Source organism: Bosea sp. ANAM02 (assembly GCF_011764485.1).
In the GTDB taxonomy this organism is placed as follows: Bacteria; Pseudomonadota; Alphaproteobacteria; order Rhizobiales; family Beijerinckiaceae; genus Allobosea.
In genome coordinates this window covers 405111-430352 of the sequence record NZ_AP022849.1, presented here as the reverse complement: position 1 = coordinate 430352, position 25242 = coordinate 405111, and the positions used below count along the sequence as shown (strand labels likewise).

The 25242-nt window shown below is 62.4% G+C and carries 27 protein-coding genes and 1 tRNA gene; 11 read left to right on the top strand and 17 right to left on the bottom strand.

What is annotated here, in order from left to right; translation table 11 throughout:
- Positions 1–20: 20 nt before the first annotated feature.
- The 3 genes from OCUBac02_RS25770 to OCUBac02_RS25760 all read right to left on the bottom strand — a co-directional run bounded on the left by OCUBac02_RS25770 (position 21) and on the right by OCUBac02_RS25760 (position 3258).
- Positions 21–212 carry a hypothetical protein gene (locus OCUBac02_RS25770; RefSeq protein ID WP_173050586.1) on the bottom strand — a complete coding sequence of 64 codons (192 nt, stop codon included), beginning with the start codon at positions 210–212 and terminating at the stop codon, positions 21–23.
- The gene (locus OCUBac02_RS25765; RefSeq protein WP_173050584.1) at positions 209–2500 is read right to left on the bottom strand and encodes a Tex family protein; all 2292 of its coding nucleotides are present in this window, start codon (positions 2498–2500) and stop codon (positions 209–211) included. Before OCUBac02_RS25765 ends, OCUBac02_RS25770 begins: the two co-directional genes overlap by 4 nt.
- A gap of 104 nt (positions 2501–2604) precedes the next feature.
- On the bottom strand, positions 2605–3258 hold the full coding sequence (locus OCUBac02_RS25760; RefSeq protein WP_173050582.1) for a hypothetical protein: 654 nt from the start codon (positions 3256–3258) through the stop codon (positions 2605–2607).
- 166 nt (positions 3259–3424) lie between these two features.
- On the opposite strand from OCUBac02_RS25760, the gene OCUBac02_RS25755 reads away from it, so the two are divergent.
- The gene (locus OCUBac02_RS25755; protein WP_173050580.1) at positions 3425–4219 is read left to right on the top strand and encodes a site-2 protease family protein; all 795 of its coding nucleotides are present in this window, start codon (positions 3425–3427) and stop codon (positions 4217–4219) included.
- A 104-nt stretch (positions 4220–4323) separates the two neighbouring features.
- The gene (locus tag OCUBac02_RS25750; RefSeq protein WP_173050579.1) at positions 4324–4656 is read left to right on the top strand and encodes a hypothetical protein; all 333 of its coding nucleotides are present in this window, start codon (positions 4324–4326) and stop codon (positions 4654–4656) included.
- On the opposite strand, the gene OCUBac02_RS25745 is transcribed toward OCUBac02_RS25750, so the two are convergent.
- Both OCUBac02_RS25745 and OCUBac02_RS25740 read right to left on the bottom strand, forming a co-directional pair.
- Complete coding sequence (locus tag OCUBac02_RS25745; RefSeq protein ID WP_173050577.1) at positions 4657–5772, bottom strand: hypothetical protein; 1116 nt, start codon at positions 5770–5772, stop codon at positions 4657–4659.
- A gap of 123 nt (positions 5773–5895) precedes the next feature.
- Positions 5896–6522 carry a hypothetical protein gene (locus tag OCUBac02_RS25740; RefSeq protein WP_173050575.1) on the bottom strand — a complete coding sequence of 209 codons (627 nt, stop codon included), beginning with the start codon at positions 6520–6522 and terminating at the stop codon, positions 5896–5898.
- Positions 6523–6678: 156 nt separating this feature from the next.
- Between OCUBac02_RS25740 and OCUBac02_RS25735 the strand changes: the two genes are divergently transcribed.
- Positions 6679–6897, top strand: coding sequence for a hypothetical protein (locus OCUBac02_RS25735; RefSeq protein ID WP_173050573.1), 219 nt, complete (start codon positions 6679–6681; stop codon positions 6895–6897).
- Here OCUBac02_RS25735 and OCUBac02_RS25730 read toward each other — a convergent pair.
- On the bottom strand, positions 6894–7325 hold the full coding sequence (locus tag OCUBac02_RS25730) for a hypothetical protein (RefSeq protein ID WP_173050571.1): 432 nt from the start codon (positions 7323–7325) through the stop codon (positions 6894–6896). The two genes, OCUBac02_RS25735 and OCUBac02_RS25730, sit on opposite strands and share 4 nt — an antisense overlap.
- A gap of 310 nt (positions 7326–7635) precedes the next feature.
- On the opposite strand from OCUBac02_RS25730, the gene serS reads away from it, so the two are divergent.
- The 3 genes from serS (at position 7636) to OCUBac02_RS25715 (ending at position 10008) form a co-directional block, all read left to right on the top strand.
- On the top strand, positions 7636–8937 hold the full coding sequence (serS, locus tag OCUBac02_RS25725) for a serine--tRNA ligase (RefSeq protein WP_173051171.1): 1302 nt from the start codon (positions 7636–7638) through the stop codon (positions 8935–8937).
- Positions 8938–9031: 94 nt separating this feature from the next.
- Complete coding sequence (locus tag OCUBac02_RS25720; protein WP_173050569.1) at positions 9032–9316, top strand: hypothetical protein; 285 nt, start codon at positions 9032–9034, stop codon at positions 9314–9316.
- 437 nt (positions 9317–9753) lie between these two features.
- A complete protein-coding gene (locus OCUBac02_RS25715; protein WP_173050567.1) occupies positions 9754–10008 on the top strand; it encodes a hypothetical protein in 255 nt (84 codons plus the stop codon).
- On the opposite strand, the gene OCUBac02_RS25710 is transcribed toward OCUBac02_RS25715, so the two are convergent.
- Entirely contained in the window at positions 10005–10475 is a 471-nt protein-coding gene (locus tag OCUBac02_RS25710; protein WP_173050566.1) for a hypothetical protein, read from the bottom strand. The two genes, OCUBac02_RS25715 and OCUBac02_RS25710, sit on opposite strands and share 4 nt — an antisense overlap.
- A complete protein-coding gene (locus OCUBac02_RS25705; RefSeq protein ID WP_173050564.1) occupies positions 10472–10906 on the bottom strand; it encodes a hypothetical protein in 435 nt (144 codons plus the stop codon). Before OCUBac02_RS25705 ends, OCUBac02_RS25710 begins: the two co-directional genes overlap by 4 nt.
- 246 nt (positions 10907–11152) lie before the next feature.
- Between OCUBac02_RS25705 and OCUBac02_RS25700 the strand changes: the two genes are divergently transcribed.
- From OCUBac02_RS25700 to OCUBac02_RS25685, 4 genes are all read left to right on the top strand, one after another.
- Positions 11153–11458, top strand: a complete 306-nt coding sequence (locus OCUBac02_RS25700) for a hypothetical protein (protein ID WP_173050562.1) — start codon at positions 11153–11155, stop codon at positions 11456–11458.
- Between the two features lie 94 nt (positions 11459–11552).
- Positions 11553–11627 (top strand) — tRNA-Ile (locus tag OCUBac02_RS25695).
- A 39-nt stretch (positions 11628–11666) separates the two neighbouring features.
- On the top strand, positions 11667–12083 hold the full coding sequence (locus OCUBac02_RS25690; RefSeq protein WP_348521663.1) for an aminoacyl-tRNA hydrolase: 417 nt from the start codon (positions 11667–11669) through the stop codon (positions 12081–12083).
- Between the two features lie 12 nt (positions 12084–12095).
- A complete protein-coding gene (locus OCUBac02_RS25685) occupies positions 12096–12686 on the top strand; it encodes a hypothetical protein (protein ID WP_244639298.1) in 591 nt (196 codons plus the stop codon).
- Positions 12687–13102: 416 nt separating this feature from the next.
- On the opposite strand, the gene OCUBac02_RS25680 is transcribed toward OCUBac02_RS25685, so the two are convergent.
- From OCUBac02_RS25680 to OCUBac02_RS25660, 4 genes are read right to left on the bottom strand one after another with little or no spacing between them, the layout of a single operon-like run.
- Positions 13103–13945, bottom strand: coding sequence for a GIY-YIG nuclease family protein (locus tag OCUBac02_RS25680; RefSeq protein WP_173050559.1), 843 nt, complete (start codon positions 13943–13945; stop codon positions 13103–13105).
- The gene (locus OCUBac02_RS25675; RefSeq protein ID WP_173050557.1) at positions 13942–14469 is read right to left on the bottom strand and encodes a DUF1643 domain-containing protein; all 528 of its coding nucleotides are present in this window, start codon (positions 14467–14469) and stop codon (positions 13942–13944) included. Before OCUBac02_RS25675 ends, OCUBac02_RS25680 begins: the two co-directional genes overlap by 4 nt.
- A gap of 51 nt (positions 14470–14520) precedes the next feature.
- Positions 14521–15036 (bottom strand): DUF433 domain-containing protein, encoded by a 516-nt coding sequence (locus OCUBac02_RS27420; protein ID WP_244639296.1) that lies wholly within the window; start codon positions 15034–15036, stop codon positions 14521–14523.
- 8 nt (positions 15037–15044) lie between these two features.
- A complete protein-coding gene (locus OCUBac02_RS25660) occupies positions 15045–16652 on the bottom strand; it encodes a TROVE domain-containing protein (RefSeq protein ID WP_173050555.1) in 1608 nt (535 codons plus the stop codon).
- Positions 16653–18689: 2037 nt separating this feature from the next.
- On the opposite strand from OCUBac02_RS25660, the gene OCUBac02_RS25655 reads away from it, so the two are divergent.
- Positions 18690–20990 carry a hypothetical protein gene (locus tag OCUBac02_RS25655; protein ID WP_173050552.1) on the top strand — a complete coding sequence of 767 codons (2301 nt, stop codon included), beginning with the start codon at positions 18690–18692 and terminating at the stop codon, positions 20988–20990.
- Positions 20991–21076: 86 nt separating this feature from the next.
- On the opposite strand, the gene OCUBac02_RS25650 is transcribed toward OCUBac02_RS25655, so the two are convergent.
- The 5 genes from OCUBac02_RS25650 to OCUBac02_RS25630 all read right to left on the bottom strand — a co-directional run bounded on the left by OCUBac02_RS25650 (position 21077) and on the right by OCUBac02_RS25630 (position 25155).
- Positions 21077–21322, bottom strand: coding sequence for a hypothetical protein (locus OCUBac02_RS25650; protein ID WP_173050551.1), 246 nt, complete (start codon positions 21320–21322; stop codon positions 21077–21079).
- A gap of 33 nt (positions 21323–21355) precedes the next feature.
- Positions 21356–22462, bottom strand: coding sequence for a hypothetical protein (locus OCUBac02_RS25645; RefSeq protein ID WP_173050549.1), 1107 nt, complete (start codon positions 22460–22462; stop codon positions 21356–21358).
- Entirely contained in the window at positions 22459–22983 is a 525-nt protein-coding gene (locus OCUBac02_RS25640) for a hypothetical protein (RefSeq protein WP_173050547.1), read from the bottom strand. The genes OCUBac02_RS25645 and OCUBac02_RS25640 overlap by 4 nt, the downstream gene beginning before the upstream one ends.
- A 62-nt stretch (positions 22984–23045) precedes the next feature.
- The gene (locus OCUBac02_RS25635) at positions 23046–24305 is read right to left on the bottom strand and encodes a replication initiator protein A (protein WP_173050545.1); all 1260 of its coding nucleotides are present in this window, start codon (positions 24303–24305) and stop codon (positions 23046–23048) included.
- Between the two features lie 121 nt (positions 24306–24426).
- The gene (locus OCUBac02_RS25630) at positions 24427–25155 is read right to left on the bottom strand and encodes a DUF7168 domain-containing protein (RefSeq protein ID WP_173050543.1); all 729 of its coding nucleotides are present in this window, start codon (positions 25153–25155) and stop codon (positions 24427–24429) included.
- Between the last annotated feature and the right edge of the window lie 87 nt (positions 25156–25242).

The following is a 25242-nucleotide window of genomic DNA, read 5'->3' as shown; positions in this document are numbered from 1 at the left end:
CCAAACGGCAAGAGGGGGTGTCAGAGGCGCGTGTCCCCGCGCCGCCAGAACTGCCACCAGCGCGGAAGTGTCCACCCGAGCTCGCGCAGCGAGGCGAACTCAGCAACGCGAGCTGCCTCCATGGCCTCGCGGCTTTCGAAGCCCGAGGCGGAGATCGTCCTGTCGCCCCAGCGGATGGAGAAGCCGTATTCTACCTTGGCGCCCGCGCTCATTTCCGCAGACCCGCCCGAGCGAACGCTTCTGTGAATGCATTGCCCGAGTTGGAGCTCTGGCTCTGGATGGGCTTCTTCGGCGCCCGGATCGGGGCGGCGTCCGCCCGGAGCGGCGTCGACTCGTTCGTCTCGCCGAGCCGCATGCTGAGCGAGATGCGCTTCCGAGGCAGGTCAACTTCGACCACGCGCACCCTGACGGCCTCGCCGATTTTCACGACAGAATGCGGGTCCTTGACGAAGCCCTTCGAGGAGAGCTGCGAGACGTGGACGAGTCCGTCGTGATGACAACCCACGTCGATGAAGGCGCCGTAGTTTGTGATGTTCGTCACGATCCCAGGCAGAACCATGTCGGGTTCCAGGTCCTTGATATCCTCCACGCCTTCCGCGAATTCGACGGTCCGGAAATCGGGGCGCGGGTCTCGTCCGGGCTTTGCTAGCTCGGCCAGGATGTCAGTCACCGCCGCCGGCGGAAACTTCTCGTCGGCGAAATCGGACGCGCGCAGCTTGCTGAGCCGGGCCTGGTTGCCGAGGATAGACTTCAGATCGTCGCCGAGCTTGCGAAGGATGCGGTCGACCACGGGATAGGCTTCCGGGTGAACGCCTGAGCGATCGAGCGGCTGGTCGCTATCCTGGATGCGAAGGAAGCCAGCTGCGAGCTCGAACGCCTTGGGGCCGAGCCGGGGCACGTTCCGGAGCGCCTCGCGATTACGGAAGGGGCCGTTCGCGTCGCGATAGGCGACGATGTTCTCCGCGAGGCTCTCGCCGATGCCAGATACGCGAGCAAGAAGCTTCGAAGACGCGGTGTTGAGCTCAACGCCGACGGCATTGACCGTGTCCTCGACCGTCGCGTCGAGACGCTTGGCAAGAAGGGTCTGGCTGACGTCGTGCTGGTAGCTGCCGACACCGATGCTGCGCGGTTCGATCTTGATCAATTCTGCCATCGGGTCTTGAAGACGGCGTCCGATTGACACCGCGCCTCTGATCGAAACGTCGAGATCCGGAAGCTCGCGGGAGGCGTATTCGCTGGCGCTGTAGACGGAGGCGCCCGCTTCCGACACCACCACCTTCGCGGCCTTGATGTCCGGCCAGCGCTTGAGGATCTCAGCGACCAGGCGCTCGGTCTCGCGGGACGCAGTTCCGTTGCCGATCGCGATGAGCTCGACGCTGTGCTTGCGGACGAGGGCGCGGATGCTCTGCTGCGCTTCCTCGGTCCGGTGGTGGGGCACGAACGGGTAAACCGTCGCGAAGTCGAGAACGCGGCCCGTCGCATCCATCACGGCCATCTTCACACCGGCTTTGAACCCGGGATCCAAAGCGAGGACCCTCTTTGAGCCGGCTGGCGCAGCGAACAGCAGGCCTCGAAGGTTGACGGCAAAGAGCTCGATCGCCTCGCGTTCGGCACGCTCCCAGAGATCCATGCGGAGGGCCACGTTGAGGTGAAGCTCGATCTTGGTGCGCCACGCCCAGCGCGCCGTGTCGAGAAGCCAGCGGTCACCCGGCCGGCCTTTGTCGGCGATCCGGAAGTGGCTTGCGATGGCGGAGATGTAGCCGACGGCGCCTTCTTCCGGCTCGGGGCGCAGCCGGACGTCGAGGAAATCTTCCTTCTCGCCTCGGAAGGCCGCGAGCACGCGATGCGAGGGCACCTTCATCAGCGGGCTGGCGTAATCGAAGAGATCCCGGAATTTCGAGCCGGCCTCTTCCTTGCCTTCCTTGACCTTGGCGACGAGCTCCCCCTGGCGCCAGTAGAGGTCGCGCAGGCGGCCGAGCAGCTTGGCGTCTTCCGCGAAGCGTTCGCTGAGGATGGCGCGCGCTCCTTCGAGCGCTGCCTGCGGCGTGTCGATCGCAGCGTCGGGCTTCAAGAAGCCGCCAGCCTGCGCATTCGGGTCACGCTCGGGGTGAGCCAGCAGGGCATCCGCCAACGGCCCCAGGCCCGCCTCCAGGGCGATCTGTGCCTTGGTACGGCGCTTCGGCCTGTACGGCAGATAAAGGTCCTCCAGCTCGGCCTTGGTCGTTGCGCGAAGGATCGAAGCCTTGAGCTCGTCGGTGAGCTTTCCCTGCTCCGAGATGGTTCCGAGAATGGTCTCGCGGCGCTCGTTCATCTCGACGAGGTAGCCGCGGCGCTCCTCGATGACGCGGATCTGCTGATCGTCCAAATCGCCATGGAGATGTTTTCTGTAGCGCGCAATGAACGGGACCGTGGCGCCCTCGCCGAGGAGGTCGATCACCGCTTGAACCTGCTCGGGACGAACCGCGAGCTCGGCGGCAATCTGGTCGGTGATCTGCGTCATGGTCGCGAAGCCTTCGTCGTTACGGCACCGTCGATTCTCGGGCCGTTCTTCCTTCGTTCAGGTTGAGGCGCCCTGACGCGAGCATCAAGCGCCGAATTGCGGCCCTACACAGCGAGTGCCAGGTCCAGCGCTTCCTCCAGCGTGCCGACCGTGCGAACGAGCGGATGGTGCTGGAAAGAGGCGTGGTCCCAGCCGACCGCAAAGACGGGTCGCCCCTGTCGGATAGCGCAGCCGGCCTCGATGAGTGCGCCTGCGTGCTGCTCGTCCGGAAGGCGGAAGAGGATGAGCGCCCGGGCGGCGGCCGCTTCCTTGGCCGATCGAACCCAGAGGTCGGACCAGTCGCTGGTGGCGCCGACTTCGGCTTCGTCGATCCAGGTGGAGATGATTGGAATGCCCGAGGCACGCAGTTCGCGCCAGCGTGGGCCGTGGAGAGCCTTGGATGCAATGTAGATGCCCTCGCCGCCAGTGCTGGGCAGCCAGGCGTGGTCGACAACCATGATCGGCAGCGTCGTCACGAACTGACCGAAATAGCGCAGAGCCTGAAGCAGCGCGTCCCGATCAACCGGCGAAAGGTCCGTTCGAGCGTCGACCTCGGCGAGGAGACGAGCATACGCCTCCGAAGCCGACTCGGCCTCGGCCTCGGCGCGCGCGGTCGCCAAGATCAGCGCCGTGCCTTCCGGAGGCAGGTTCAGTTCCTCGGCGCAGCGGCGGATTTCGTCGCTGGCTTTGGCGTCCAGTTCGAAGGTGTCAGTCAGCATGTGTCCTCACTCGTTGCGATCAAGCATCGGTGGCCGTGGGAAGCACCACAAGCTGTGACGTGGAGAAAGACGTGGACTGGCCTCGCAATTAAGAGAATGCAGCGGCTATCCACCGAATCCTCAAGGACTCGATATCCAATCCTGTTGGCTTTCGACGATCTCATGGATGATGCGTGGATTCGATTTACCGGAGCCGCATGTGGACGCCGTCACCCGCGATGACAGGTCGCTGAGCCCGAATTTCCTGCTGGTCCTTGGGGTCTTCGCAGGAGCGGGTCTTTCGTTGTCGCTCGGCTGGCTGCCAGGGATGCCGCTCGTCTTTGTCTTCGTCGTGTTCGGTTGGCTTCTGGGTCTCTGCTTCCACGAGGGCGCGCACGCCTGGGCGGCGGTGCGCTTCGGCGACGATGAAAGTCGTCACCGATCACACTTGGCGCTGGATCCTGTGAGCTTTACGGACCCGCTCGGGACGTTCCTGCTGCCGCTGGTGTTCCTTCTCGGTGGCTTCTTCGTTCTGCCCGGGGCTCGGGTTTATGTGGATCTCGGCGCCATTCGCCGTCGGCTACACCGATCGCTCGTCTATATCGCGGGCCCGGCCGCAAACTTCGCCTTTCTCGTGGTTCTGGCCTTATTCCATGCGTGCCTGTCGGATGATGTGGCGCTGGAGCTCCGGGCTTCGGTCGTGCTCATGGCATGGCTGCAGGCGAGCTCGGTCGTGATCAACCTTCTGCCGGTGCCATCCTTCGATGGTTTTGGCGCGATTGAGCAGTGGCTTCCGGATGCCTGGCGCCCGGACGGCCTGACGCGGTCGATCGCTGGGTTCACGGCGATCTTCCTCATCTTCATGATCGACCCGATGGCGAAGGCGATGCTCGTCCTGATTTATCTGGTCATCGCGCCGTTCGGCTTCGATCTCCACGATATCCGGACCGGATATTCCGCACTGGCGTTTTGGGCCCGGTGATGGAGCACCCAAACCTCGCTGCTGCCACAAGCAGCCTCGCATGCACGCGAGGATCGTTCGTCACTGTCCGCGCTGAGACGCCCCTAAACCAGCCTGAGAGAACCATGCAACAGGACAACGCTCCCGCCACCGAGCTCCCGCCGGTCGCCTCCTACGTATTGCTCGCGGATAACCGCGGCGCCCCACAGGTCTACCTCGAACGCCGGGGCTACCACGACGAGGACTATTGGGCGATCGCCCGACACGGTTTCGTTCTCGACCGAGAGCATCTCGATTTCGTCTATGAGGGACTGCCTTCAGGTAGAACGGAGGAGCACCTGAAGGCGACGCGATTCACGCTCGCTGAGGCCCTGGTGCTATGGAAGGAAGTCGTCGGCAAGCCGGAGATGCTGCAGTACGGCACTCCGCGTTACGCCTATGGCAGGCCGGCTGCCTGATCAGCCCGGAGTGAGGCTATGGCCGGTGCTGGCGGCCGCCGCATCGATCGCCTCTTCGCAAAGCGACGGAGCGTGCTCGATCTCCCGCAGTTCGGCGATTGTCTGCGAGACCTGTTCGAGTGTGAGGCCGAAGCGCAGAACGTCATGTGGCGTCGCTGGGCGCCAGGTCGCGTCGATCCCGAAATCGACTTCGCCCTCGAGGCATTGATGCGACCAGCCGGTCGCCTGTTCGACGACCCATAGGCCCGGCGCGCAGCGATGGTTCGATAGCGTGTCCTCGGCCGCGCCGGTATCGAAGAAGAGAGCTCCCCTCCCCGTTAGGATATGCGTCCCGTCGTGCTCGTATCGATAAACGAGCGCCTCGTTGGGTTCCGTTCTGGCGCGCGCGGCTCCGACGAGGCGGTCGATCTCCCGGTCGTCGGCCGGGCCGAATTCGAAGGGATTGATCCCGGGGACGGACCACTGGGGCAACGCGGCGCCAATCTCCTCGCGGCTCCGAAAGAAGCGCAGGATGAGGGGATCGACCAGCTCGGCGAGAAACGCCCCTTCCGGTGTCATCTCCAGCTTGATAGAGGCGGCTCCGACCAAATCGCCTGGGCGGGCGTGAAAGCCGTCGGGCAAAGTCACCAGAACATGCTGCCGGTGGAATGCGGCCGAGCCGACGATTTCTCCCTCGAACGGCTTGTCTCGCTCCGAGATCAGGTTCGTGAATTGATCCGATCCTTCATGCGATTGCGCCGCATAGGAAGGGAAGACGAACTCAGCGGTGGCGAGGGCGCCGTCAAAGCGCAGCATGTGCAGCAGGACGGCTGCACGGCCGGCCGAGTTCAGAAGGCGGGCCCACGCAATCGGGAACAGCCCCGTTTGCTCCGTCGGCAGAGGGCCGGCCCAATAGATCTCGCTCGTCAGAGGATCGGTCGGACGGCCATCATGGAGCGGATGTCTGTGGATCTCGCCATGGTCGTCGCGGAGGCTCATGGCGTCGCCGTCGCGCTCGACCAGGACATACGACTTGAGGCTGTGCTCGAAGCCAGGCCAGGGCTTGGCGGATCCGAGTAGGACACGCGAGCCGGCGGAAAGGTGTTGGATGGCGAGTCGCGAGACGCGGCGGCGCATGGGAATTCCCGTTCGATCCAGCGATTACGCGCCGGTCATCAAAGACGGGATGATTCCGTGACAGGACGGGCAATTCAATCTTTGCTGCTTCCCCCGTCCACGGTTCTCTCGTTCCGTCACCTGCTAGAGGGTGGGGCCACCCGTCCGCGCTGCGAGCTCCTCGCGGAACTTCGTCTTCGCTGCTTCGAGCTCGGATGCCGAGCCTGTGTGTTCGTCGCCGGCGAGCGTGTCGTCGAGATCGTCCGGGAATTCGTCGACGTCGAGATCGGCGATCGCGACCGTGACAGAGCCGTTCACCGCGGCAACCGTTGCGATGCCGTCGGAGACCTCGATCAGAACCTCAGGGCGAGCTTCCTTCTGCAAGTCGCGGGTGGCACCGACGATCAGGGAGAGCACGCGCAGGTCAGGGTTCTTGCCGAGAGACGTCGCCTTCACGATCTCGGCGCTGAGCTCGGCAAGGCGTTCGGACGCGGGGCGCGGCTCAACCGCCGCGGGCTCGATGAAGTCCTCGCGCATATGCATGTGGAGGCCGTTGTCGAAAAGGACACTGGTGCTGTAGCCCGGCGGGAAAGTATGCGTGACGACGCCTAGCGCACCCGCAGCGAGAATGGCCTCCGCATTTTCGACGACGCCGTCGCTCGTCCAGGTCCGCCCCGCGGTCCTATTGCGGTTGTCGTTTCGAATTCGAGCGAAGCTCTCGGCGGTGATGGCGACCTGGTCACCGACGGCGTAGCGGATGGGGTTGCGCATAAGGCAGTCTCCTTCAGGCATCACCCTGCCTGACGCCTTTGAAAGCCACAAAAACGCATGGAGGAAAAGCGTGGACGAGGCTTTGCGAGCATGAGGTGACTTTCATGGCGGTTCGCTAAGACAGGATATCGAAGCTTCCCAGCAGGGGTGCCTGTCATGAACACCAACTCGAAGATGATCGCCAACGAAGCCCGCGAGCTCGCTCAGCCGGCCGCCTGGCTCCTTGGTTTCGCACAGCGCCTGTCGGCGATCTCGTCCGAGTTCGTTGGCGAGGCCCCTGCCCGCCTCCTCGACTTCGCCGAGTTCTCGGCCAGTCAGCAGGCTCGCCCTGCGCCGCTCGGCCGCTTCCAGATCATCCAGGGCGGGCGCGCCTAAGGTTCCTCGCGAATTGCCTCTATATAGGCCGCCGGGTCCTCTGCGATCGCTACGCAGGCTGCGCTAACCTCGCGCGCCACGCGCGGCGCCCCCGGCATAATCGAAGACGCTCCCATTGGGAGCATCGCAAGCGCCATAGCTCCAGCCATCGTGTTCAACGGCACATTCGTCGCCTTGGCGATGCTGGGGAGCGCTTTTGATACCCTCGCCATCCGCTCTTCCGCCTTTTTCCGCAAGGCCAGGTCCTGCTGGGTATAAGCTTCGTGAGCGAGTTCGCCGACGCAGCGAGCCGCACGCGCCGCGGGATGGTTCGAGTTGACGAAGTCGCGGGTTTTCGGATCCAGAGCTGCCGAAAAGTCAGGTGCCTGCGCGGCGCCTTGAGAGGCTCCGATAACAACAATTGCAGCGGTGAGGATCACGCGTAACACGGCGCTATTTTGACTCGTAGAGCGCTAACAAACAATCGCCGGCCAGCATTCCTGTGAGAAGGGGTGAACTGCCCCCTGCGCGCGGCGTTCCTCGGTGTTCCGAATGATCCCAGCGCTTCTTGATTGGCTCGCGACGATTGTTCAAACCAACAACCGAAGTGGATGGATTAACAGATCCTTCTTCAAGCCCGGCGATCGGCGGATTCGAGACCGAGATCTTGGTGGATCGCAGTCGCAATCCGTTTGCACCCGCGGATCGTGCATCCTAGACCGGTCAGGCTGCATTCCGCAGCGACTTAGTGGTCGAGCCATGTACGATATTCGATGGATTCGCGCGAACGCTTACGCGTTCGACAGGAGCTTGATGCGACGGGGCCTGGCGCCGCTGTCGTCCTCGCTGCTCGAACTCGATGATGCTCGCCGCTCCTCGATTGGCAAAGCCGAACAAGCTCGGGAGCGACGCAATGCGCTCTCTGGCGAGATCGGCCGGGCGATGGCCGCTAAGGATCTTGACCTGGCTGAGAAGCTGAAGGCCGAGGTCGCCGAACTCAAGAAGCAGCAGCCACAGCTGGAGGCTGAGGAAAAGGCCGCCAAGGACGTGCTCGACGAGAAGCTCGCAGCGATCCCGAACATGCCCTTCGACGACGTGCCGGATGGCGACGACGAGAAGGACAATGTCGTCCGTCACGTTCACGGCGTGAGACCGGAAGAGCGCGGTCTGCTCGTAGGCGTTGTCGATCCGAAACAGCATTTCGAGCTGGGCGAAGCGCTCGGGCAGATGGATTTCGAGAGGGCGGCCAAGCTCTCCGGATCTCGCTTCGTGTTGCTTCAGAGCCAGATTGCTCGGTTGAGCCGCGCGATCGGACAGTTCATGCTCGACACGCACACCGAGGAGCACGGCTTCACGGAGGTGAACCCGCCGCTTCTCGTGCGCGATAACGCGATGTTCGGAACGGCTCAGCTTCCGAAATTTAGGGATGACCAGTTCCGGGCCGGCGACGATCATTGGCTCATCCCGACGGCCGAGGTCCCTCTCACCAATCTGGTCAGGGATGCAATCCTCGACGAGGAAGAGCTGCCGCTGCGTTTCACCGCGTTGACGCCGTGCTTCAGGGCCGAAGCTGGATCGGCCGGCCGTGACGTTCGCGGCATGCTGCGGCAGCATCAATTCGAGAAGGTCGAACTCGTCTCGATCACGGCTCCGGAGAAGGCGCGTGAGGAACACGAGCGCATGCTCGCCGGTGCGGAAGCGGTGCTGAAGAAGCTCGACCTGCACTATCGTGTCATGACGTTGTGCTCCGGTGACATGGGGTTCGCCTCGCAGATGACCTTTGATGTCGAGGTCTGGATGCCAGGGCAGCGGGCCTATCGCGAGATTTCGTCTGTTTCCGTTTGCGGAGAGTTCCAGGCGCGCCGGATGAATGCTCGCTATCGTCCTGCAGAGGGCGGCGTGCCGCGCTTCGTGCACACCCTCAACGGCTCCGGCACCGCAGTCGGGCGCGCGCTGATCGCCGTGATGGAGAACTATCAGAACGCTGATGGCTCGATCACTGTGCCGGAGGTGCTCGTCCCGTATATGCGCGGTCTGACGCGCATCGAGAAGGCAGTCTGAACCTCGCCGCCGCCGACCCGGCTCTCGCTCGGTTGGCGGACGGCCTTGTGCCTCGCCTCCGTCCAGCCGAAAGTGTGGACGAACAGGAGTGACCATGGGCAGCCTCGTAATCTGGACCGACCCGGCGGTTCGCGTCGTCGCAGAGTGGACTAAGCCGGCGATTGGCGCCCGCTCTGGCAGCTATGAGGTCCTGGGTGGCGGAACTGTCGCCGACGGTGTCTGGAGCCCTGAGAAGCGGCAGTCCGCCACCAGCAGGGCTGATGCGCTCGGCAAGGCGCACAAGCTCGCCGTGAAGCTTCGGAAGGCAAATGGCATCGAAGGCGATCCGCCACCGCTTCCGCAAAGTGACGAGGCCTTGGGGAATGGGTTTGCCCCCTAAAGCGCCCGGGACCGCCACCGGCGGCGGGCGGTTCAAGGCGCGTGTCTGTGCCAAATGCGGGAAGCCGAAGGGGACGACCGCCTTCCGCTACGACGTGAATGGGGAATGGAAGCGCGACCACTTCCACCCGAAATGCTTCGAGGCGTTTCTGCTGAGCCTTTCTAACGCTGACGAGGGAAGCGCGCCCCACACATCGGCATCGTAAGATTGCCGGGCCGCAGAAGGATTAGTCACCGGATCTTGTATCGGCCTTTGTTGCGCCGCACACTTTCGGCGCCATGCATCATATAGATCCCTCTCGAATCGAGCCCAATCGCCTCCCGCGCTTCTCGGGAGCTGATGTTCGGATTGCGCGCGCTGGAGACGAATGGAGCGCGACCGTCTCCTCTCCAAACGGAGTCGGGAGTTCATTTCGCGTCACTCTGAGCGGTGGGGTGGTGCATCTCGCCGTTGATGCGCTCGATCGACCGGTCGATCTCGACCAGGCGATGCGTTCAGTTCGGCATCTCGATGCCGGGCGCCCGAGCGAGATGTTCCTGGCCCGAGGTGCGGATATCGAATTCGCGATGGCCGGCGAGCTGCTCGGGTTCCGCGGACACGCGGGCACATTCAGCTTCGGTGCGGTGTTCAAGCCGTACCAGGGTGCGATAACGCTGGCTCCCTGGTACGGCTTCGGGCGGTCTAGGCGCTAGCGCCGGGTCGGTGCCAGCGAGGCCTGCCAGCCGTCTACGCAACGGCGGAAAAATGGGAGATCCCAAAGATTTAGGACGCCATTTGGGGATTCGGCGTCGTGATGTTTGCCTTCGAAGACGATCCACTCGTGCGTGCCGGCGTCGAAGTTGCAGTGAGATGCGACGGCGTCGAGGTCATCCCAGTCCATGCCCTCGGGTGGCTGGATGCCGGGCCAGTGCGTTTTGATCAGCGCGCGATCGAAGCCGCAGGCCTCGTCCTCGGAGTGCAGCATCAGCTGATCGATGCCCAACTCAGACATGCCGAGCTGGTAAAACGCGTCGAGCCCGCCCAGCTCTTCGGCAACGTCACTGACGACGCAGCCGCAGCGCCCGGCGTTAATCGCCTGGACGCTCTCGACGCCTTCGGCCAGGAGGCGGTCGCGGACTGTCTCGATCGCCTTTGTGAGTTGCTCGGCTGGGCTGCTCATGGGCGAGGCCCCGCAGCATCGTCACGTTCGAGCGGCTCGATCTCATGGGACCGGTACGGATAATGGTCCGGTGTCAATGCGACGCCGATCTCGGACGCGAGGGCCTCGATTTCTTCCCCATAGGCAGGGAACGGGTTGCGATTTTGGAAGCCTGTGATCAGCGTGTTCTGGAAGCCCTTGTAGAGCGGCGGATTCTCGTGAGCGTCGGCAGCCAGCATGACCGGGAACGCCGTGGCGCCATCGACGAGCTGCTCCAGCGCGAAGAATCGAACAGGCTTGCTGGCCCGGGTCTCGTCAGCTGCGCGATCCAGCAATTCGCGCTGAAAGAACACGCCGATCGCCGTCTCTCCGGTTTGCTGAACGTAGAAGCCATCCGCTTCGGTTTTGAGTTCGACCCAGCGGCCGGCGTTGGTCTCTAGGACGGTCTTCATCGGGGTTCTCGGTATGCTCGAATGTGGCTTCGACGTTAGCCTCGGTCGACTGCTCGAAATTGACAACCTGGATTACGGCTGTTGCGATCCACGCGGCTGCTTCGAGAAAAGGATTCGACCTCAATGCCTAACCTTGGGCCGTACCCGTCGGAGGTGCAAGCAATCGCTGACGAGCTGTCGGAACTCCTTGTAGGGGAGCGGTATGATGCGGCGTTTTCGATATCTAGGGGTGGGCTATCCGACCTGATGACGATGTCGGATGACGATCTGCAGAAAGCTCTTCGCTTCCTCAAATCGACACCTTCGCAGAGGATCAAGACGCTGGCGAACAAAGCTGCGCATGACGCCGCCCTCTTGATCCTCAGGGCGCGCTATCTCGGGCTTTGTTCCGCGAAGGCCCTGTTTTTTGTGGATCGAATTTATGTCGTTGGTGCCGGCTACCGAGAGGCCGCCGAACGCGGCGCGAGGCACGCGTACAATGAGACCTTGAGGCCCACCCTCGAAGAACTGCTGCCGGCACCCCGCCGACGAGAGCCAGGGTGGGACTGGTAGGTCGAATCTATCGTGCATTAAGGACGATCCACCGATTCATTGAATCACCCTCTTGATTCTTCGTCGCACAGGCTCCAGCTTCGTGGTCACGGAAGCACCGCTAGCTTAGCGGTCCAGAGCACCGAGAGTAATGACCTCGGGGGCAGGGGTTCAATTCCCCTGCGGTGCACCGTCAACTCAAAGGAGTTTTCCATGACCATGATCTCGCATTGACCTGCCGCGGGTCGGCCGCACCGTCGAAAAGACGGAAAATGACGACAAACTCTACATCTACGCGCTGGTTCGCGCAGATCTCCAGATGCCGACAGGGAAGCTGAGTTCCCAGGCCGGCCACGCCTACACCGACGCGCTGTGGGCAGCATACGACCAGAACCCCGATCTCGCGCTCCGCTACAGGCGGGAAGGCGCTGGTGGTTCGAAAGTCACCATCAAAGCGAAGAACCTGGCTGCTCTCGAACGCGCACGGCGCGAATGCGAGGAAGCCGGTGTCCCGCACGCTCTCATCATCGATCGCGATCACGTCCTGCCGCCGTTCTTCGATGGGTCTCCCATCGCGACTGCACTCGGGATTTTCGGCTCGAAGAAAGAGCTGCGCCCGCTTCTGAAGCGCTTTCAGGTCGTTTGAAGGGAGATGAACATGAACCAGTTGCAGAACCAGTCCGTGCCGTGCGTCTCTCTCCTGGAACAGATGCGCTTGTGTGATCAGATGCCCGGTCTGAGCGTTTTGGCGCATGGTGAAATGGTCGAAGCTCGATACCTTGAGCTTATCGGCCACATCAGGGATGGGGCGCCACTCACCAGCGAATGGCGAATGCCCGAATGGATCTATGATCCGATCATCCTGAAGCGTCTTTTGCCGGACGACATGATGAGGACATACCTTCGGTACCACGACGCCGGAAAAATCACCACGAGAACCGTCGACGAAGACGGCCGCGTCCGGTTTCCTGGGCATGCTGAAGCGAGCCGGGACATTTGGCTCGCCATTGGTGGTGATCCTGAGGTGGCCGAATTGATGGCACTCGATATGGAGATCCACCTCCTCAAGGATATCGGCGTGGAAGCGTTTGCGAAGCGTCCTCAGGCGATCGCGCTGCTCCTCGCAGGCTTGAGTGAGGTCCATGCCAATGCTGGCCTTTTCGGTGGACTGGAGAGCGATTCAGCCAAGGCAAAGATCAAAAACATCGATCGCCGAGGAAAGGCGATCCTGAAGAGGCTCGCGGCGTGAAGCCGGGTTGCGCACCCGCGGAGGGGGCTGACGCCTCCTCCGTCCTCCAGAGCCGCGCTGAGGTGTGTCGTATGTGCCCGGCGTGCAAGCGTCGGCCGCACAGCCCTAATGACGTTGCAGGATTCGCAGAGGGCTTCAGGGCCGGCATTGCCGCCTGCGACGGGGCAAGGCGGGCTGAGGAGGCTGAAGCAGAGCGCAAGCGCGAGGCATGGAGGGAGTTCGAAGACGAGTTCCTGCTCGGGCCGGGAGGCGGCCGCGTATCTGCCCATGTCTTCGATGCTTGCGAGCAGGCTTTCGAGCGAGCCTGGCCGGATCGAGCTGCTGCCTCTGAGGCGGCAAAGAAGGCCTTCATCGTCGCCCGAACCGCCGCCTGACCATGTTCCCGCCGGCGGTTCATGCCGGCGGGAATGAATTCCCTACAGCAGACCGAGGGCACTAAGCTTCTCGCGTCCGTACAGACTCACCAGCGCATTGAACTGGCGCTCGTTCAGTCGGAAGGACTCGTCACTGGGATCGGGCGCGGAGATGAGCTCCGCCATGTCTGCCTTGACCAGGTCGGAAGCCACACCGTTCTCGATGACGCCTTCGACGTCCTGGAACACGAAGGATCGCGGGATGATCGCTCCTGGCTTGAGGACGACACCATTCGCTGCAGCCGCGGCGACCAGGGCGTAGGCGCAGCGAGGGCTCGGCGAGCGAGGCTGGCTATGAGGGTGGGTTTTGCGAACCAGAAGCTGGGAAGCGGGCTTGAGATAGACGCTTTTGACGACGCCGACGCTCTGCGCAAAGCGGTTCAGAACGGCACGCTCGGGATTGTCTTCGGGTTCTCCCGAGAGCGTGGCAGCGTGCCGTTCCAGGCTGAAGGGAGCAGCGCCTGAAAGATTGCCGACGCCGCCGGCCAGGTTGGTCAGAATGCCGCCCTCATGCAGGCGCTTGTACAAGCCGATCAGTTCTGCTTCTCGTTCGAGGCAGCGAAGCTGTTCAGCCTCGGCATAGATCGAGTCGATCCGATATGTGATCGCACCGCCCTGCCTCAGGATCTTGCGAATAACGTTCGTCTTAAAGGGGTTCTGGGGGCCCACCGTGTGGGGCCTTCGAGCCTCGGCCTCATGTTCGAGCGCGCGGCGCTTGGTGCCCTTTCCGACGTAGAAGATGCGCCCGTCTGGACGGCACAGCAGGTAGACGTAGTACAGGCCGCGCTGGGTGGCGAGGAAGCGGTCGGCATCGTCGCGGCCACCCTCGAACAAGGGCTCGGTCATTCGGCTTCCCAGCGAAAAGGAGTGAGGTCTGACGGAAGGTAGAGAGGGTGCTCAGGAGCCCCGTTCGCCGTCAAGCGCAGCGCGTGCAGCGGAAGCCCCATTCCTCGGATCTGCTCGAAGCGACTTTGCATCAGCGCCCGGGTTTTCGCTCGGCCTTTCGGCTGTCCCCATGCCGCGACGAGCGTTCCCTCGAACTTCCTGCAGAACTCCGCGGCTGCGTGCAGCGCCTCGTCAGCCATCGGGCCGATCGGGTCTGGGTGATCGACAAGGTCATTCGCGTCGGTCGCGATCGCTGTGGCCGCATTCACGAAGACCAGGTCGCTGTAGCCGAGCCGATTGGCGAAGCCGATGCCTCGGCGGGATGTCGGGTCGTCGCTATCCACGCCTGCGGTCGAAGGATTGTGCAGGATCATCACCAGCGGACGCCCGCTTCCGAAGAGTCCGCCCAGCCGCCGGCGTAGCCACACCCGATGCTGCGGCGAGCTGAAATGCGCGTCCTTCTCGATCCAGTCAGGCAGATGCACGGTCGATCCTTCAGTGAACGACCGCCATGATCCGCTCGGGCTTGGCGCGTATCAAGGATCTTCAGTTGCTGATCCACCAGCCAAGCCGAGCTCGCGTGCCCATTTTCGTGCAGCGGTGACCGAGCCCTTGGGCAAGGAAGGATAGGCCTTCATGATGGCCTCTTCGGAATCCCCCGCACCGAGGTTGTCGAGAACGACCTGTACCGGGATGCGCGTTCCGGCGAAGCACGGCTCGCCGCTCATGATGTCGGGGTCGATGACGATCCCGGGCAAAGCCGAAGGCGGAAGGTCGAGCAGACCGGCATATTTCGGTTTTCGCCCACGGGTTTGCGTCAACGAAGGGTCGAAGGCCTGGTCGGATCCAGGCGATGAGGGCGGCAATTCGCCAGTCAGTTCCTTGATGCGGAGCCAGGCGGTGATTGCGGCGATGACCGATCCCGGGATCGGTGTGCCTTGGAACCAGTTGGTGATCGCGCCCTTGCTAACGCCGAGGGCCGACGCAAGAGCGGACCGGAAGCGCTCCCCGAAGAGAGCAATTCCGGCCCGCTCAAGTTCTTGAGGAGACACCCCGCGCCTCAGCTGCGCAGGAAGTCTGCCATCAGGACCGGCGCCGAGCTGTCGAAGCCGACGATATCCATCATTCCACCGTCGCGAGGATCCGCGATCGTGAAATTGGTGGCCGTCATGCCGACGACGATCAGCTTCGCGTCGATGCCGGTTGCCTTGCGGTACCGCTGCAGTGACTGGTGGGGATGCTCCGTCCGACCGGCGAAGGTCTCGTTGTCGGTATAGACCACGAAGGCGTCGACCTCGATCCCGTGCTCCAGAGCGTACTGCATCGGCAACGAGCAATCCGTCGAAGCGAACGGAAGTCCAGCGATCGCGCGCGCGACCTCTTCGAGATGCATGCCCGCCCTGAGCGGCAGCTTCACGAACGAGTCCGAGAACCCCATGATATGGGTGCGCGGCTCAAGCGCGAGCGTCATCATCGACATCGCCGCCGCGGCCTGCGCTGCCGACAGGTGGGAGTTCATCAGCTTGTTGCTGTTCATCGAGCCGCTGACGTCGAGCCCAACGAGGTGCCTCTTTCCGGTCGGCTCAACAGAGCTGAAGCTGGCGTAGAACGCATCGTCGAGCGCCTTCATGATCTCGGGGATCGGCTCCCAGCGGCTGTTGTTCACCCTCCCCCGACGCCCTGCGGCGATCGGCGTTCCTGCCTTGTAGGCAGAAAGCGCGAGGAGCAGCGCAAACGGATGGATGCGCTCGCGGCTGAGGCGACCGAGGTCCCCGAGCTGGGCAGTGACCATGGCCGTCTCCTGCGACAGCGGCTTCAGCACCCCAAGGCGCGTCAGGCGCCCAAGGTTACGCAGAAGCGCCGTCAGGCCCATGGAGGGCAGCGCGGCCTTCCAGACGGAAGGTTCGACGAGCGCATAAGTGGGCAAAGCCTCCCAGGGGAGGTTCGCGCTCGAAGCGAGTGCAGCGATCTCAGCCACATCCGTGCTCGCCATGGCGCGCTCGTGGGCCTGGACGATCTCGGGCAACGAGCCATCGGTCGAGCCATCGAGCATCCAGCGATACAGCGCACGCCGTGCCACGTCGTCGTCTGCCGGGCGCGGGTGGGTCGTCCGAAGCGCGCGTCCATGGGTCATGTCGTTGCGGCTGCGATACTTGATCGCCTGATAGGCAAGCTTCTCGACGCTCTTCTCAGCGTACCAGTCGGCGACGCAGCGCTTCATGCCGCGGCCCCATCCCTTCCCGAGATGCGATGCGGTCGAGATGAACTCGAAGAGATGGGACGCCGTACGGCAGACCTTGGAAACGGCGCCGAAAGCGAGCTTGCGTGCGCTCTCGCTCTCGCTGAGCGTTCCGAGCGCCAGAGCGAAGATGGCCGGCGAGACACGCGGCGCCGAGCCGGCGAGCGAGATCTCGACGATGCGAGCAACAGTGCGCTCCGGATCGGCTTCGTAACAGCTGATGACCGAGGCCGCGTTCTCGCGGGTCAGCTCGCGCGCCGACTGGTAATAGGTCGAGGCCTCGGTACCAAGGATCAGGAAGCGGTCGAGACGCGCCCAGGCATCGATCGTGAAGACGAAGCCGCCTGCGTTGTTGCGCACCTGGCGCGCATCGGCGCGTTCGGTCTGCGGCGTCGGGCCGGCATAGAGGTGAGCAAGGGCCGTCGTCATGGTTCTGATCCTTCGAAGCGAGAAGGGGGATGCCGGGATGAACGTGGGGGCACGGTCCGTTGGGCGTTTGCTCTACCGGGCTGAGCTATTCCAAAACCGGGGTCTCGGAAGCGGGACTCGAACCCGCGACCTAACGATTATGAGAACAGATCCGCTGGGGCTCACCCCGGCATCCCCCCTGCGGTCGCCCGCGGACAAGCGAACGTAAATTTGCCATCCGGTTTTCGCGCTATCCCCTGGCGGGGGACGCTGACGACCTCCCGAAGGTAACGGAAGGCGGGGGGCTCGCTTGACCGCGAACGATCGCAGGTAGGCTCGAACGTGAAATGCGCATCGGGGTTTTCTGGCAAAGAGAACCGAAGCGCCGGGGCTCGAACCTGAATTGTTCATTTCATGAATAATTAGAGCGTGTCAAGCGCTGACAAATCCGCCGTACAACAATCTTGGGATCAAGCCGGCTCGCTGCCAAAAATGGCGTACATCAGGCCCGATGCGACTGCCAAAATCGGTGGCGAACCCGACCTTAGGTGGGGGAAACAGCAAAAAATTCAGGCGGTTCGCCGGGTTAGGATCGAAATACGGCTCGAAGAGCGATTCGTACTTCGGTCCTCTCTGACAAAAACACTCACGTTCCGGAGGCTTAAAATTGGCCTTTCGGAAGGCTCGAAACGCAGTCGGGAACTCGCGTTCAGAAGCGCCAAACCGTATTATCTGCCAAAATCACCGTACATCACACCAATTCTAGCGGGGATCGCGACGAACGAGGGGAGAAAATGCCCGTTGAGAGCTCGGCCGGCGATTCCACGGGCGGACTTCTTCGTCTCGGCGTCGTTGTCAAAATGGGCGTACATCGCTACCTCGGTCGCCGCGCGCCCTGCGATCGCTAGCGAGCAGGGCCGATGATTTGGTAAGTCGCCTGCAGCCGCGGAAATCCGTTGTTTTTGGACCTTCCGATTGGCACCAAGCTGTCGGATATGCCGTACAACGGTCCTTCGCGAACTGCCATTTTCTGGCGGAAGCTGCTTCTGAGACTAAGGCAAGTCAGAAAAATTCGAGCGCGCGCCGGGGGATTGCCAAAACCTCCGTACATCATGCTCTTTCCCGTTGTCATTTCGGATGCAGGGTATCTCCAGGGCTCGCCATCGATTCTCGCCTTGACCTGGGCGGGTCACCGCGACTCGGTTCCAGGAAGCAGGTCGATCCGAGCGATCTGGCAACGAGGGGCCTGCCAAATCGTTCGTACTTCGGTCTAGCCAAAGCCGTACTTCAATCTGTCGCGGCCGTACAACGATCCGGCAGGACCGTATTTCGCTCCGGAGCGATATGATCAACCCATTGCAACGGCGCAATAAAAGGCGGCCAGGGACGTCTAAAACCTAAGTGAGAAACTGGAAAAACGATTCCTCTAAAACGAGCGAGCAATTTCGCAGCAGATTAGATTTTTGTTAAACCTTTAACGATCAACTTGGCTCTTAGGCTGTGCCCAACGATGAGCGATGTGTCGTCCAGAGCACCAAGCGTCGGCTTCATCATTTAGCTCGTTCGATCGGTGGCATCCGGCTTGAGTGGGCCGACGCGGGCGCAGCGCTGAGAGGCGTCATGTCCGCGCCCGGAAGGTGTCCGAATCTCTCGTTTGCATCAGCTCGGCTTCGGGAGCGCAAGCGAAGGGCATCGAGAGAATCGCACGGGAAATCGCCAAGCTCAGTGCCACGATTCAAGTCGAGCTGAGCGTGACCGGAGAGGGCGTAGTTGCTGGCGATCAAAGCTGGGCTTGGGCGATCTCGTAGCGTCATTCGTTTGTCGGGCGAATCCATACGCATCGCAGCCTAGTGCTGCCGGCGTCCGGTTGTTGATGTCGCCTGGAGGTCACCCAATGGTGTGGCTCGCCAGAATTCCTGAGGCGGCCGCGGCCGCAAAAGCGACCTGCGCTTTCCTAGAATTGCGTGGACGACGAGACGAAAGGATTCATCGGGAGCGTGGTACCTTGCTAAGGAATACGCACTTGGTTCTCTCGGCAGGCGTCGAGATGGAGGTCTGATGTCGGTTGAAATTTCGGTTCGTCACAGCTTTACCCCCGATTCCCAGGGCCATCAGATGGTTGGGATCATGGAGAAGTTCGCTGCCACGATCGATAATTTCGTTTCGACCATCGCCGATGAGCACATCTCTCATTTCGAGGTGATTGCGAGCCTCGACTTCGATGATGATGTGGATGTCGAGCAGGATAGCATCCTCGATTTCGTCGAAGCTTTGCGAGCCCATAAAGGGCAAGCGGGCATTGTCCTCTCCGACAACGAGAACGAGATTCCTCAATGGGGAATCCTCATCGTGCCCCGGGTCGAAGTGATCTTCGACAAGAGAGGCATGCTTCTGCACGCCCGCTGCGACTATCAGGTCGTCGGCGGGTTCGGGATGATCGAGGAAGAGGACGAAGAGCGTCCCGAGCTCCGGCCGCTGTCGGCCTTTGCGGTCGGGGTAAGCCCTGTCATCGAACTCTGGAGCCGCATTGTCGGCGATGGCGCGAGTCGTGCCGGCAAGCCGGTTCTTGAGCATCACATCGTCACAAAAGCTGGGCTCGACCCCACCCTTACGGAGGCCATCCGAGGTATTTTGGCCCCGGTGATCGAAGGGGCTGCAAGCTTTGGGGCGCAATCCGGCCCCTTCCTGACCATCAACGGGATCCATTTCGCCGGAAGTCCGGCGAACCAGGCGGAGGAGCTGCGGGAGCAGGCTCTCCTTCAGCAGATCACTCTGCCGACGCAGTGGCTTTCCCCGATTTCGTGGGAAGGTAGCCCGCGCTTCGGGCACATCGATCCCGAGAACGGCTGCCGCAGTTGGGTTGCGACGACCGACGAGGAACTGGGGGAACTCCGTTCACTCTCGGGTTGGCGTCATGGCAACCCGAAAGCCCTCATGGCGATGGAGGACGGGAGCTATCACATCGCGATCGCCTCGCTGGATGCCGAGGAAGCGGGATCATACCCCATCGCCGTTTACGCCCAGAGGCTTTCACTCGAATTCGAAACCCATGAGGAATCGGACGCGGTCAACCTCGCGCTGGAGTGCGACCAGGTCTGGGGCGACCATGAGGAGCCGGATTTCGTCGAGCATATGGCGGGGCACATGGCGATATTCGCCAAAAGGCTCGCGCGGAATGTCTTCCTGCGCTCGACCGGCGTTCCGCGCAGACTCAGACTTCATATTCACGGCCCCGAGGAACTGATGGAGGCAATCTTGCCTCACATTCCGGATCTTGAGGCCAACATCCGCGAGTTCGCTGAACTTTGCCCGGGCGAGAATTCGCTGGAAAGCATCGACCTCGACGACATCGAGCCGAAGGTCGTCGTGGACGATGGTATGGCTGACCTCGCTGTACACGCCTTGCCGAAGATCGTCACCCTTCCTCTCGATCTGGAGGAGCGCCTCGACGAGCTTGGCGATGTCGAGGGTGAGGGCTGGAACGCGCTCGATCTCGATCCTTTCCCGACAAACTTCGCCAGAGGTCAATGGCTCGACGCGGGTGAAATCGCCGGCAAGCCCACTCGCCTTCCCTTCATCCTGTTCAAGAGCCAGCGGACGGGCGAGGTTGTCGTCTACTCTACGTTGTCCATGAAGAAGGCGCCCGGACTACCGACATCGCTTGGTGCGTCAATGGTGGGCGACCTCGGTACCGCGACGCTCATCGGAATGATGGAGGCCGGCTGCGGCATTGTCTGGAAGGGAAAGGCGCCATCGCGGTCGCGCGCAACCAAGTCGCGGCCCTTTGTGGATCTCCTCGCGAAAACCTTTCCCGACGATCGCTTCTCGCTGGTTCCGTTCAAGCAGGCCTATTTCTCATTAGCGCTGCAGGGGTCGCCGGTTACGGCCGAGATCGTCGTGGATGCTCGGATGCCGGCTGCGGAGCGTCGACATGTTCTCGGCTGCCTCGAGGAGAAACCGGGCCGCAAGGAGCGATCCCGCATCGTGACGGTTCCGGACGTTCCCTGGACACCGGCCAATCTGGAGGTCGCTCTCGGCGAGATGCTGGCGGACTACTCTGTCAGCAATGCTCTTGAGTGTCGCGACGGATCGGAGGACAGCGAAGAGTTCACGCACTTCCTCTCGCTGATCCGAGGTGTCGCTTATGCGATTGCCAACGGGTTGAGCGGTGGTGGTTCGCCATTCACCTTGGCCATGACCACCTATCTGCTGACTGCTGATGGATCGGACAGCCTGGCCGAGGCCGTGTTCCGAGAGATCAAGGAGCGGGATCTGAAGCGATTGCGCTCAATCGAGGATGGCATCGAGCTTGTTCAGGAAGTCTTGGAAGCAGCGATGGAAGCCGATCTGGAGCTCTGACCGGCTCTGCCAAAATCGCCGTACAAGAGTCACACCTCCTATTGCCAAAAATCGAGCCTCGCACATCGATCGCGAGGCTCGATGTCTTAAGGCTTGAACTGCACGAGATCCTCGGTCGTCCGCGCACGGACGAGTTCAGGATCGGGACCAATGAGGGTGCCCGTCGCCGTCTCGATCCACCAGTCGTCCTCGTCTCTGTGGACACCGCCGGCGGCGATCAACGCCTGCATGCCGTCGCGATAGGCGTCCCAGCGCCGGGTGAACTCGACCTCGTCAGCCGCGCTGTCGCCGAGATCAGCAGTGTCGAAGCTGGGCCATGGGGTATTCGTCATCGACGCGACTCCTTTCGTCTAATCGTACACGCTTCAAAGGCGAGGAGTAGCCGGCGCCGGGATAGGTGCGGGCGGCGGAGGAACGGCCGCCAGGGATACCCTGAGAAGGTCTGTGAACTCCTTCACGAATGCCTCCAGTTGCTGACCAGGCTGCCAGGACACGAAGATGGAATGATGGTCGCGGTCCGTGCTAACTCGGTCATCAGTGTGGGAACCGGAGAGCGTCTCTCTGAAACTGTCCGTGTTGCGCCAGGCATCGAACGCTGGCGTGCCCCAGATTAGGCCGAGGCCAGCGAGTTCTTCGCGCTGATAACCACCTATCGCAGCGTGCATCCGCCCAATCCGTCCGCTGACTTCCACCTGGACCAAGCGCTCCGCATGATTGAAGCGCACCCGAGAGTAGTCCTTGTCGCCTTTCAGGTGGACGCCCTCTGGAAGGAACTCGCTGAGGGCGTCCGTCGCCGCGATCAAAATAGCCCGTCTGTCAGCCGCGAGCTTCACATCGCCGGCCTTCGTCCGGATTCCGCCAACCCGGGAAAGCTCTGCATCGGGATCGAAACCAGGCCTGTTAAGAAAGCCGTCGGGCCACTCGATCGCTGAAGCGTCAGTCTCTGGCGGGAGTATGACGATGTTTTCGCTGTCGAGGACGAGCCAGCTCCACGAGACGGAGCGAGCCGAGCTCTCATAGCTGTTGCGGTAGATGATCCCATCAAAGCCGGCGGTCTTGAGCCCCTGGCGGAGTAGTTCGATGATGGCTTTTCGCTCGTAGAATTCACGCGGGAGGAGCTCGCGAATCTGCGCCAGCCTGTCCGCTGGAAGGAAGCGGCGCAACGCCCTAGCCAGGTAGAGCCCCGTCCAGCACCGAGGGTCGTCGGGAAGGAAAATAGGGTTGGCGACGCGCAGCGCGACGGGGATCAGGCGCTCGGGCCCAGGAGCTGCGTCGAGCTCGGCCGGAGACAGGGTCTGCAGCCGGCGCTCAGCTTGGCGACGCGAGCCAAAGTGGTAGCCGAGGTCGGTGCTGTGCCCGAAGCTTTCGAAGATATGGCGCGTGCCGTGCCAGAGCACGAGTGGACGACCGGCGGCGTCGGCCGCGCGCGTCCCCTGAAGGGTCAACGCCTGCTGGGGGGTCAGAATGCTCACGGCGAAGGGGCCGGCGAAGATGGAGTGAGACGGTCGGCAACGCCGGCCGCCGCCGCGAGGTCATCGATCAGGGCGAAAGAGACGCCGGCAGGGCGGGCGGCCAGGACCGCGTTGATAGCACTGCGTATCCCGGTGGACATGCTCGCACCCGCCTGTTCGAGGCGTCTCGCTGTCACGGGTTCAATGATGACGACCTGGTCTTCGTCAACGACCTGGGAGTCGTAGAATGCTTCCAGGACGGCCCTGGCGAGCTCACGGACGGCCGGCGATGGGATTTCGTTGGATCCGGCCGGGAGGACCACCGCATGCTGGTCCAGCTCGCTCGCCAGCTCGATGGTGGAAATACCGCTCGGCAGGAACTGAACGCTGTAGCGGAAGCGGTGTTCATCGTCGGGGTCGATCCGGACGATCTCGCCAACTGCTCCAGCCGCGGCGTAGCGCTCCCCATAGTCACCTTCATCCATGACAGGGCGCTCGGAGCGGATGAACGTGCCGAGAGCCAGCGGGTGAGCGTGCGGCATCAGAATTTTCCCTGTGAGTGGTCTCACAGGATTTTCGTGCGGGCCTGAAACCCACAAGAGGATTAGCCAGTCAGGGCAAGCCTGCGTTCCTGCCTCGCCGTCGGGCGGCAGCGCATGTGGAGCAGCTTATCGTTGCGGCCTTCCTCGATCTCAAGATCGTAGTCTGGAAAGGCCTCGACCTTGGAGGCGGCGACGATCTCCTCGATCGCCGTCCGGAACTTCGAGGAGGGCAGCTTGGAGCCGGAGCGCTTGCGGAGCTCCGAGAGGGAGTAGCGGGCCTCGGTCTCGCCGGCGGCCTTCCGTGCAAGGCGGTAGACGAACTTGGCGATCGGGCGGGTGATGAGGAAGTAGTCTGGGTTCAGCGTGAGGATGGTGGGTTTGCCGTCAGGCCGGACGACACCGTTGTAGACGAAATCTGGGATCTCGATCTCGACCAGGTCGATGCGGTCCTGGTTAGTGCGCGAGACCACACGATATCGGCCGATCATCGGCGAGGCCTCGGTGTCGCGCCGTGAACCCTTGGCGTCCTTCGTCAGGCTGGTGATCTTGATGCGTGTCGCCTGAAGCCGGTCGAGCGCCTTCTCCAGGTCGATATACTGCTTCCCGCCGAGCTCTCGGCGGCAAAAGCGAAGAATGTCGGATGCGGCCGGGCGGTAGACGCGCGGCGGCAAGGTCGGGCGCAGGCCTTTGCGCTCGTCGATGTGATACTGGCGCATCGCCTCAGCGAGATACGAGATCATGTTGATGACGATATCGTAGTCCCAGGCGGTGGCCAGGCCGACCTGCGCACCACCCTCGATGCGGATGATGGCGTCCTTCAGCTCGTAGGTGATGACACCGGCGCTGGATGATTTCGAGAGCGAGAAGGGAGCGATGTCGAGAAGCGAGAACTCGTCCTTAATCGGCGCGTCGTGCACCTGGGGGACGAAGAACTCCATCTGCGGGTGCTCGGTCGGCGGATCCCGCATGATGGCGCCGGCTTCGGGCCTGGAGCGAGCCGCGTCGGGTTTCGATGGGATTTCGTGGCGAGCGACGCGGCAGATCTCTTCCGCCCTGATCGCATCCGACATCCGCTGCAGGGCCTGGCGGATGCCAGGCGACTGAACCTCCTCCAGCTTCAGCTCGGATAGGGTCCGCCGAGCGTAATAGCGGCGCAGGCGGCTGAGCGACTCCTTGTCGAGCGACCGGTAGTCTTCTGGCGCCTCGCCATCCATCTTCTGGATCTGGCGTGCGACATCCTGGAGATAGGCGTTCTTCTCGTGGAGCGATAGCTCCGCGAACTCGGAACGAGCTATCAGGGGGATGCGCTTTGGTGCTGCCATGACCTCACATTGCCGCCCGCTGAATGCTGGCCCCGAGCGCTGACAAGCCGGATCCGGAAGCGATCCCGAATCAGCGCTCGCCGGGCATGATAGCAAAAACCTATTGCGGGAAGCTGGGCCGTTAGTTTGATCGATCCGAGAGCATGGGAGCAACGCCGGCGCCAGCCAAACCCGCGTTGAGCGAGACGTCGTTTGCTGCGCTGACGCCGGCCTCGTAGCCGGTATCGTGGCTCAGGCTGTCCCGACCGCTTCGGGTGTATCGCAGGCTGACGCCGGTTCCCTTCATGGCCGCTTCGACGATGTCCATCTTCCGGAGGATCAAGCCTTTGCCGATGGCCTTCTGCCGAGCCCAGGTGATCTCGTTGATCCGCCGGCAGAGGGTGTCGGTGAGGCCATCCATGAACGCGATGTGACGCCGGCGGCGCACGTTGGGCCTCAGGAGGATCATGTCAGCCAGAAGCTGATCCGAGAGCGAGTTCATGGCCCGGGCGCAAATCTCCAGAAGGTAGATCGCGATCGCAACGTCGGCCTCGTGGCCGAAGAACGTCTCGACTGCAGATTTCATCGCCGTCTTGTGAGACGTCCAGTTCTTCGTGTCGGTGAGTTTGCCGATCGCGTTCGCGACGCGCCAGAGCCGGGCGGAGACCACCTCCTGGTCGGAACGGAATTCCTCGCTGACGAATTCGTCCTTGGGCGCCTCTTCGAGCTCGTCCGCCCGGATGCCATAGCGCTCCAGGAGCTCAGCTGCCTTTGCGGCCGCGGCCGCGGCTTCCGCCTCTGTTGCAGCGTTGCCGACAGTTTTTGCGCGAAGTGCGCGAATGATGTCGAGGATTCTCTGCCGATCCTTCATGGGCTCTCTCGATTCCAACGGCCTATCGTACCGTGGATGAAGGATTCCGGCGCTTGATCAATGCATCGCAGCTGCTGATTTTGGTGG

Bases quoted from the DNA above. Each gene is read 5' to 3' on its own strand.
- OCUBac02_RS25710 (WP_173050566.1), bottom strand. From the start codon at position 10,475: ATGAGCAGCCCAGCCGAGCAACTCACAAAGGCGATCGAGACAGTCCGC.
- OCUBac02_RS25655 (WP_173050552.1), top strand. From the start codon at position 18,690: ATGTCGGTTGAAATTTCGGTTCGTCACAGCTTTACCCCCGATTCCCAG.
- OCUBac02_RS25745 (WP_173050577.1), bottom strand. From the start codon at position 5,772: ATGCGCCGCCGCGTCTCGCGACTCGCCATCCAACACCTTTCCGCCGGC.
- serS (WP_173051171.1), top strand. From the start codon at position 7,636: ATGTACGATATTCGATGGATTCGCGCGAACGCTTACGCGTTCGACAGG.
- OCUBac02_RS25760 (WP_173050582.1), bottom strand. From the start codon at position 3,258: ATGCTGACTGACACCTTCGAACTGGACGCCAAAGCCAGCGACGAAATC.
- OCUBac02_RS25635 (WP_173050545.1), bottom strand. From the start codon at position 24,305: ATGGCAGCACCAAAGCGCATCCCCCTGATAGCTCGTTCCGAGTTCGCG.
- OCUBac02_RS25705 (WP_173050564.1), bottom strand. From the start codon at position 10,906: ATGAAGACCGTCCTAGAGACCAACGCCGGCCGCTGGGTCGAACTCAAA.
- OCUBac02_RS25630 (WP_173050543.1), bottom strand. From the start codon at position 25,155: ATGAAGGATCGGCAGAGAATCCTCGACATCATTCGCGCACTTCGCGCA.
- OCUBac02_RS25720 (WP_173050569.1), top strand. From the start codon at position 9,032: ATGGGCAGCCTCGTAATCTGGACCGACCCGGCGGTTCGCGTCGTCGCA.
- OCUBac02_RS25640 (WP_173050547.1), bottom strand. From the start codon at position 22,983: ATGCCGCACGCTCACCCGCTGGCTCTCGGCACGTTCATCCGCTCCGAG.
- OCUBac02_RS25770 (WP_173050586.1), bottom strand. From the start codon at position 212: ATGAGCGCGGGCGCCAAGGTAGAATACGGCTTCTCCATCCGCTGGGGC.
- OCUBac02_RS25680 (WP_173050559.1), bottom strand. From the start codon at position 13,945: ATGACCGAGCCCTTGTTCGAGGGTGGCCGCGACGATGCCGACCGCTTC.
- OCUBac02_RS25735 (WP_173050573.1), top strand. From the start codon at position 6,679: ATGAACACCAACTCGAAGATGATCGCCAACGAAGCCCGCGAGCTCGCT.
- OCUBac02_RS25750 (WP_173050579.1), top strand. From the start codon at position 4,324: ATGCAACAGGACAACGCTCCCGCCACCGAGCTCCCGCCGGTCGCCTCC.
- OCUBac02_RS25755 (WP_173050580.1), top strand. From the start codon at position 3,425: ATGATGCGTGGATTCGATTTACCGGAGCCGCATGTGGACGCCGTCACC.
- OCUBac02_RS25700 (WP_173050562.1), top strand. From the start codon at position 11,153: ATGACGATGTCGGATGACGATCTGCAGAAAGCTCTTCGCTTCCTCAAA.
- OCUBac02_RS25685 (WP_244639298.1), top strand. From the start codon at position 12,096: ATGAACCAGTTGCAGAACCAGTCCGTGCCGTGCGTCTCTCTCCTGGAA.
- OCUBac02_RS25765 (WP_173050584.1), bottom strand. From the start codon at position 2,500: ATGACGCAGATCACCGACCAGATTGCCGCCGAGCTCGCGGTTCGTCCC.
- OCUBac02_RS25650 (WP_173050551.1), bottom strand. From the start codon at position 21,322: ATGACGAATACCCCATGGCCCAGCTTCGACACTGCTGATCTCGGCGAC.
- OCUBac02_RS25660 (WP_173050555.1), bottom strand. From the start codon at position 16,652: ATGACGACGGCCCTTGCTCACCTCTATGCCGGCCCGACGCCGCAGACC.
- OCUBac02_RS25740 (WP_173050575.1), bottom strand. From the start codon at position 6,522: ATGCGCAACCCCATCCGCTACGCCGTCGGTGACCAGGTCGCCATCACC.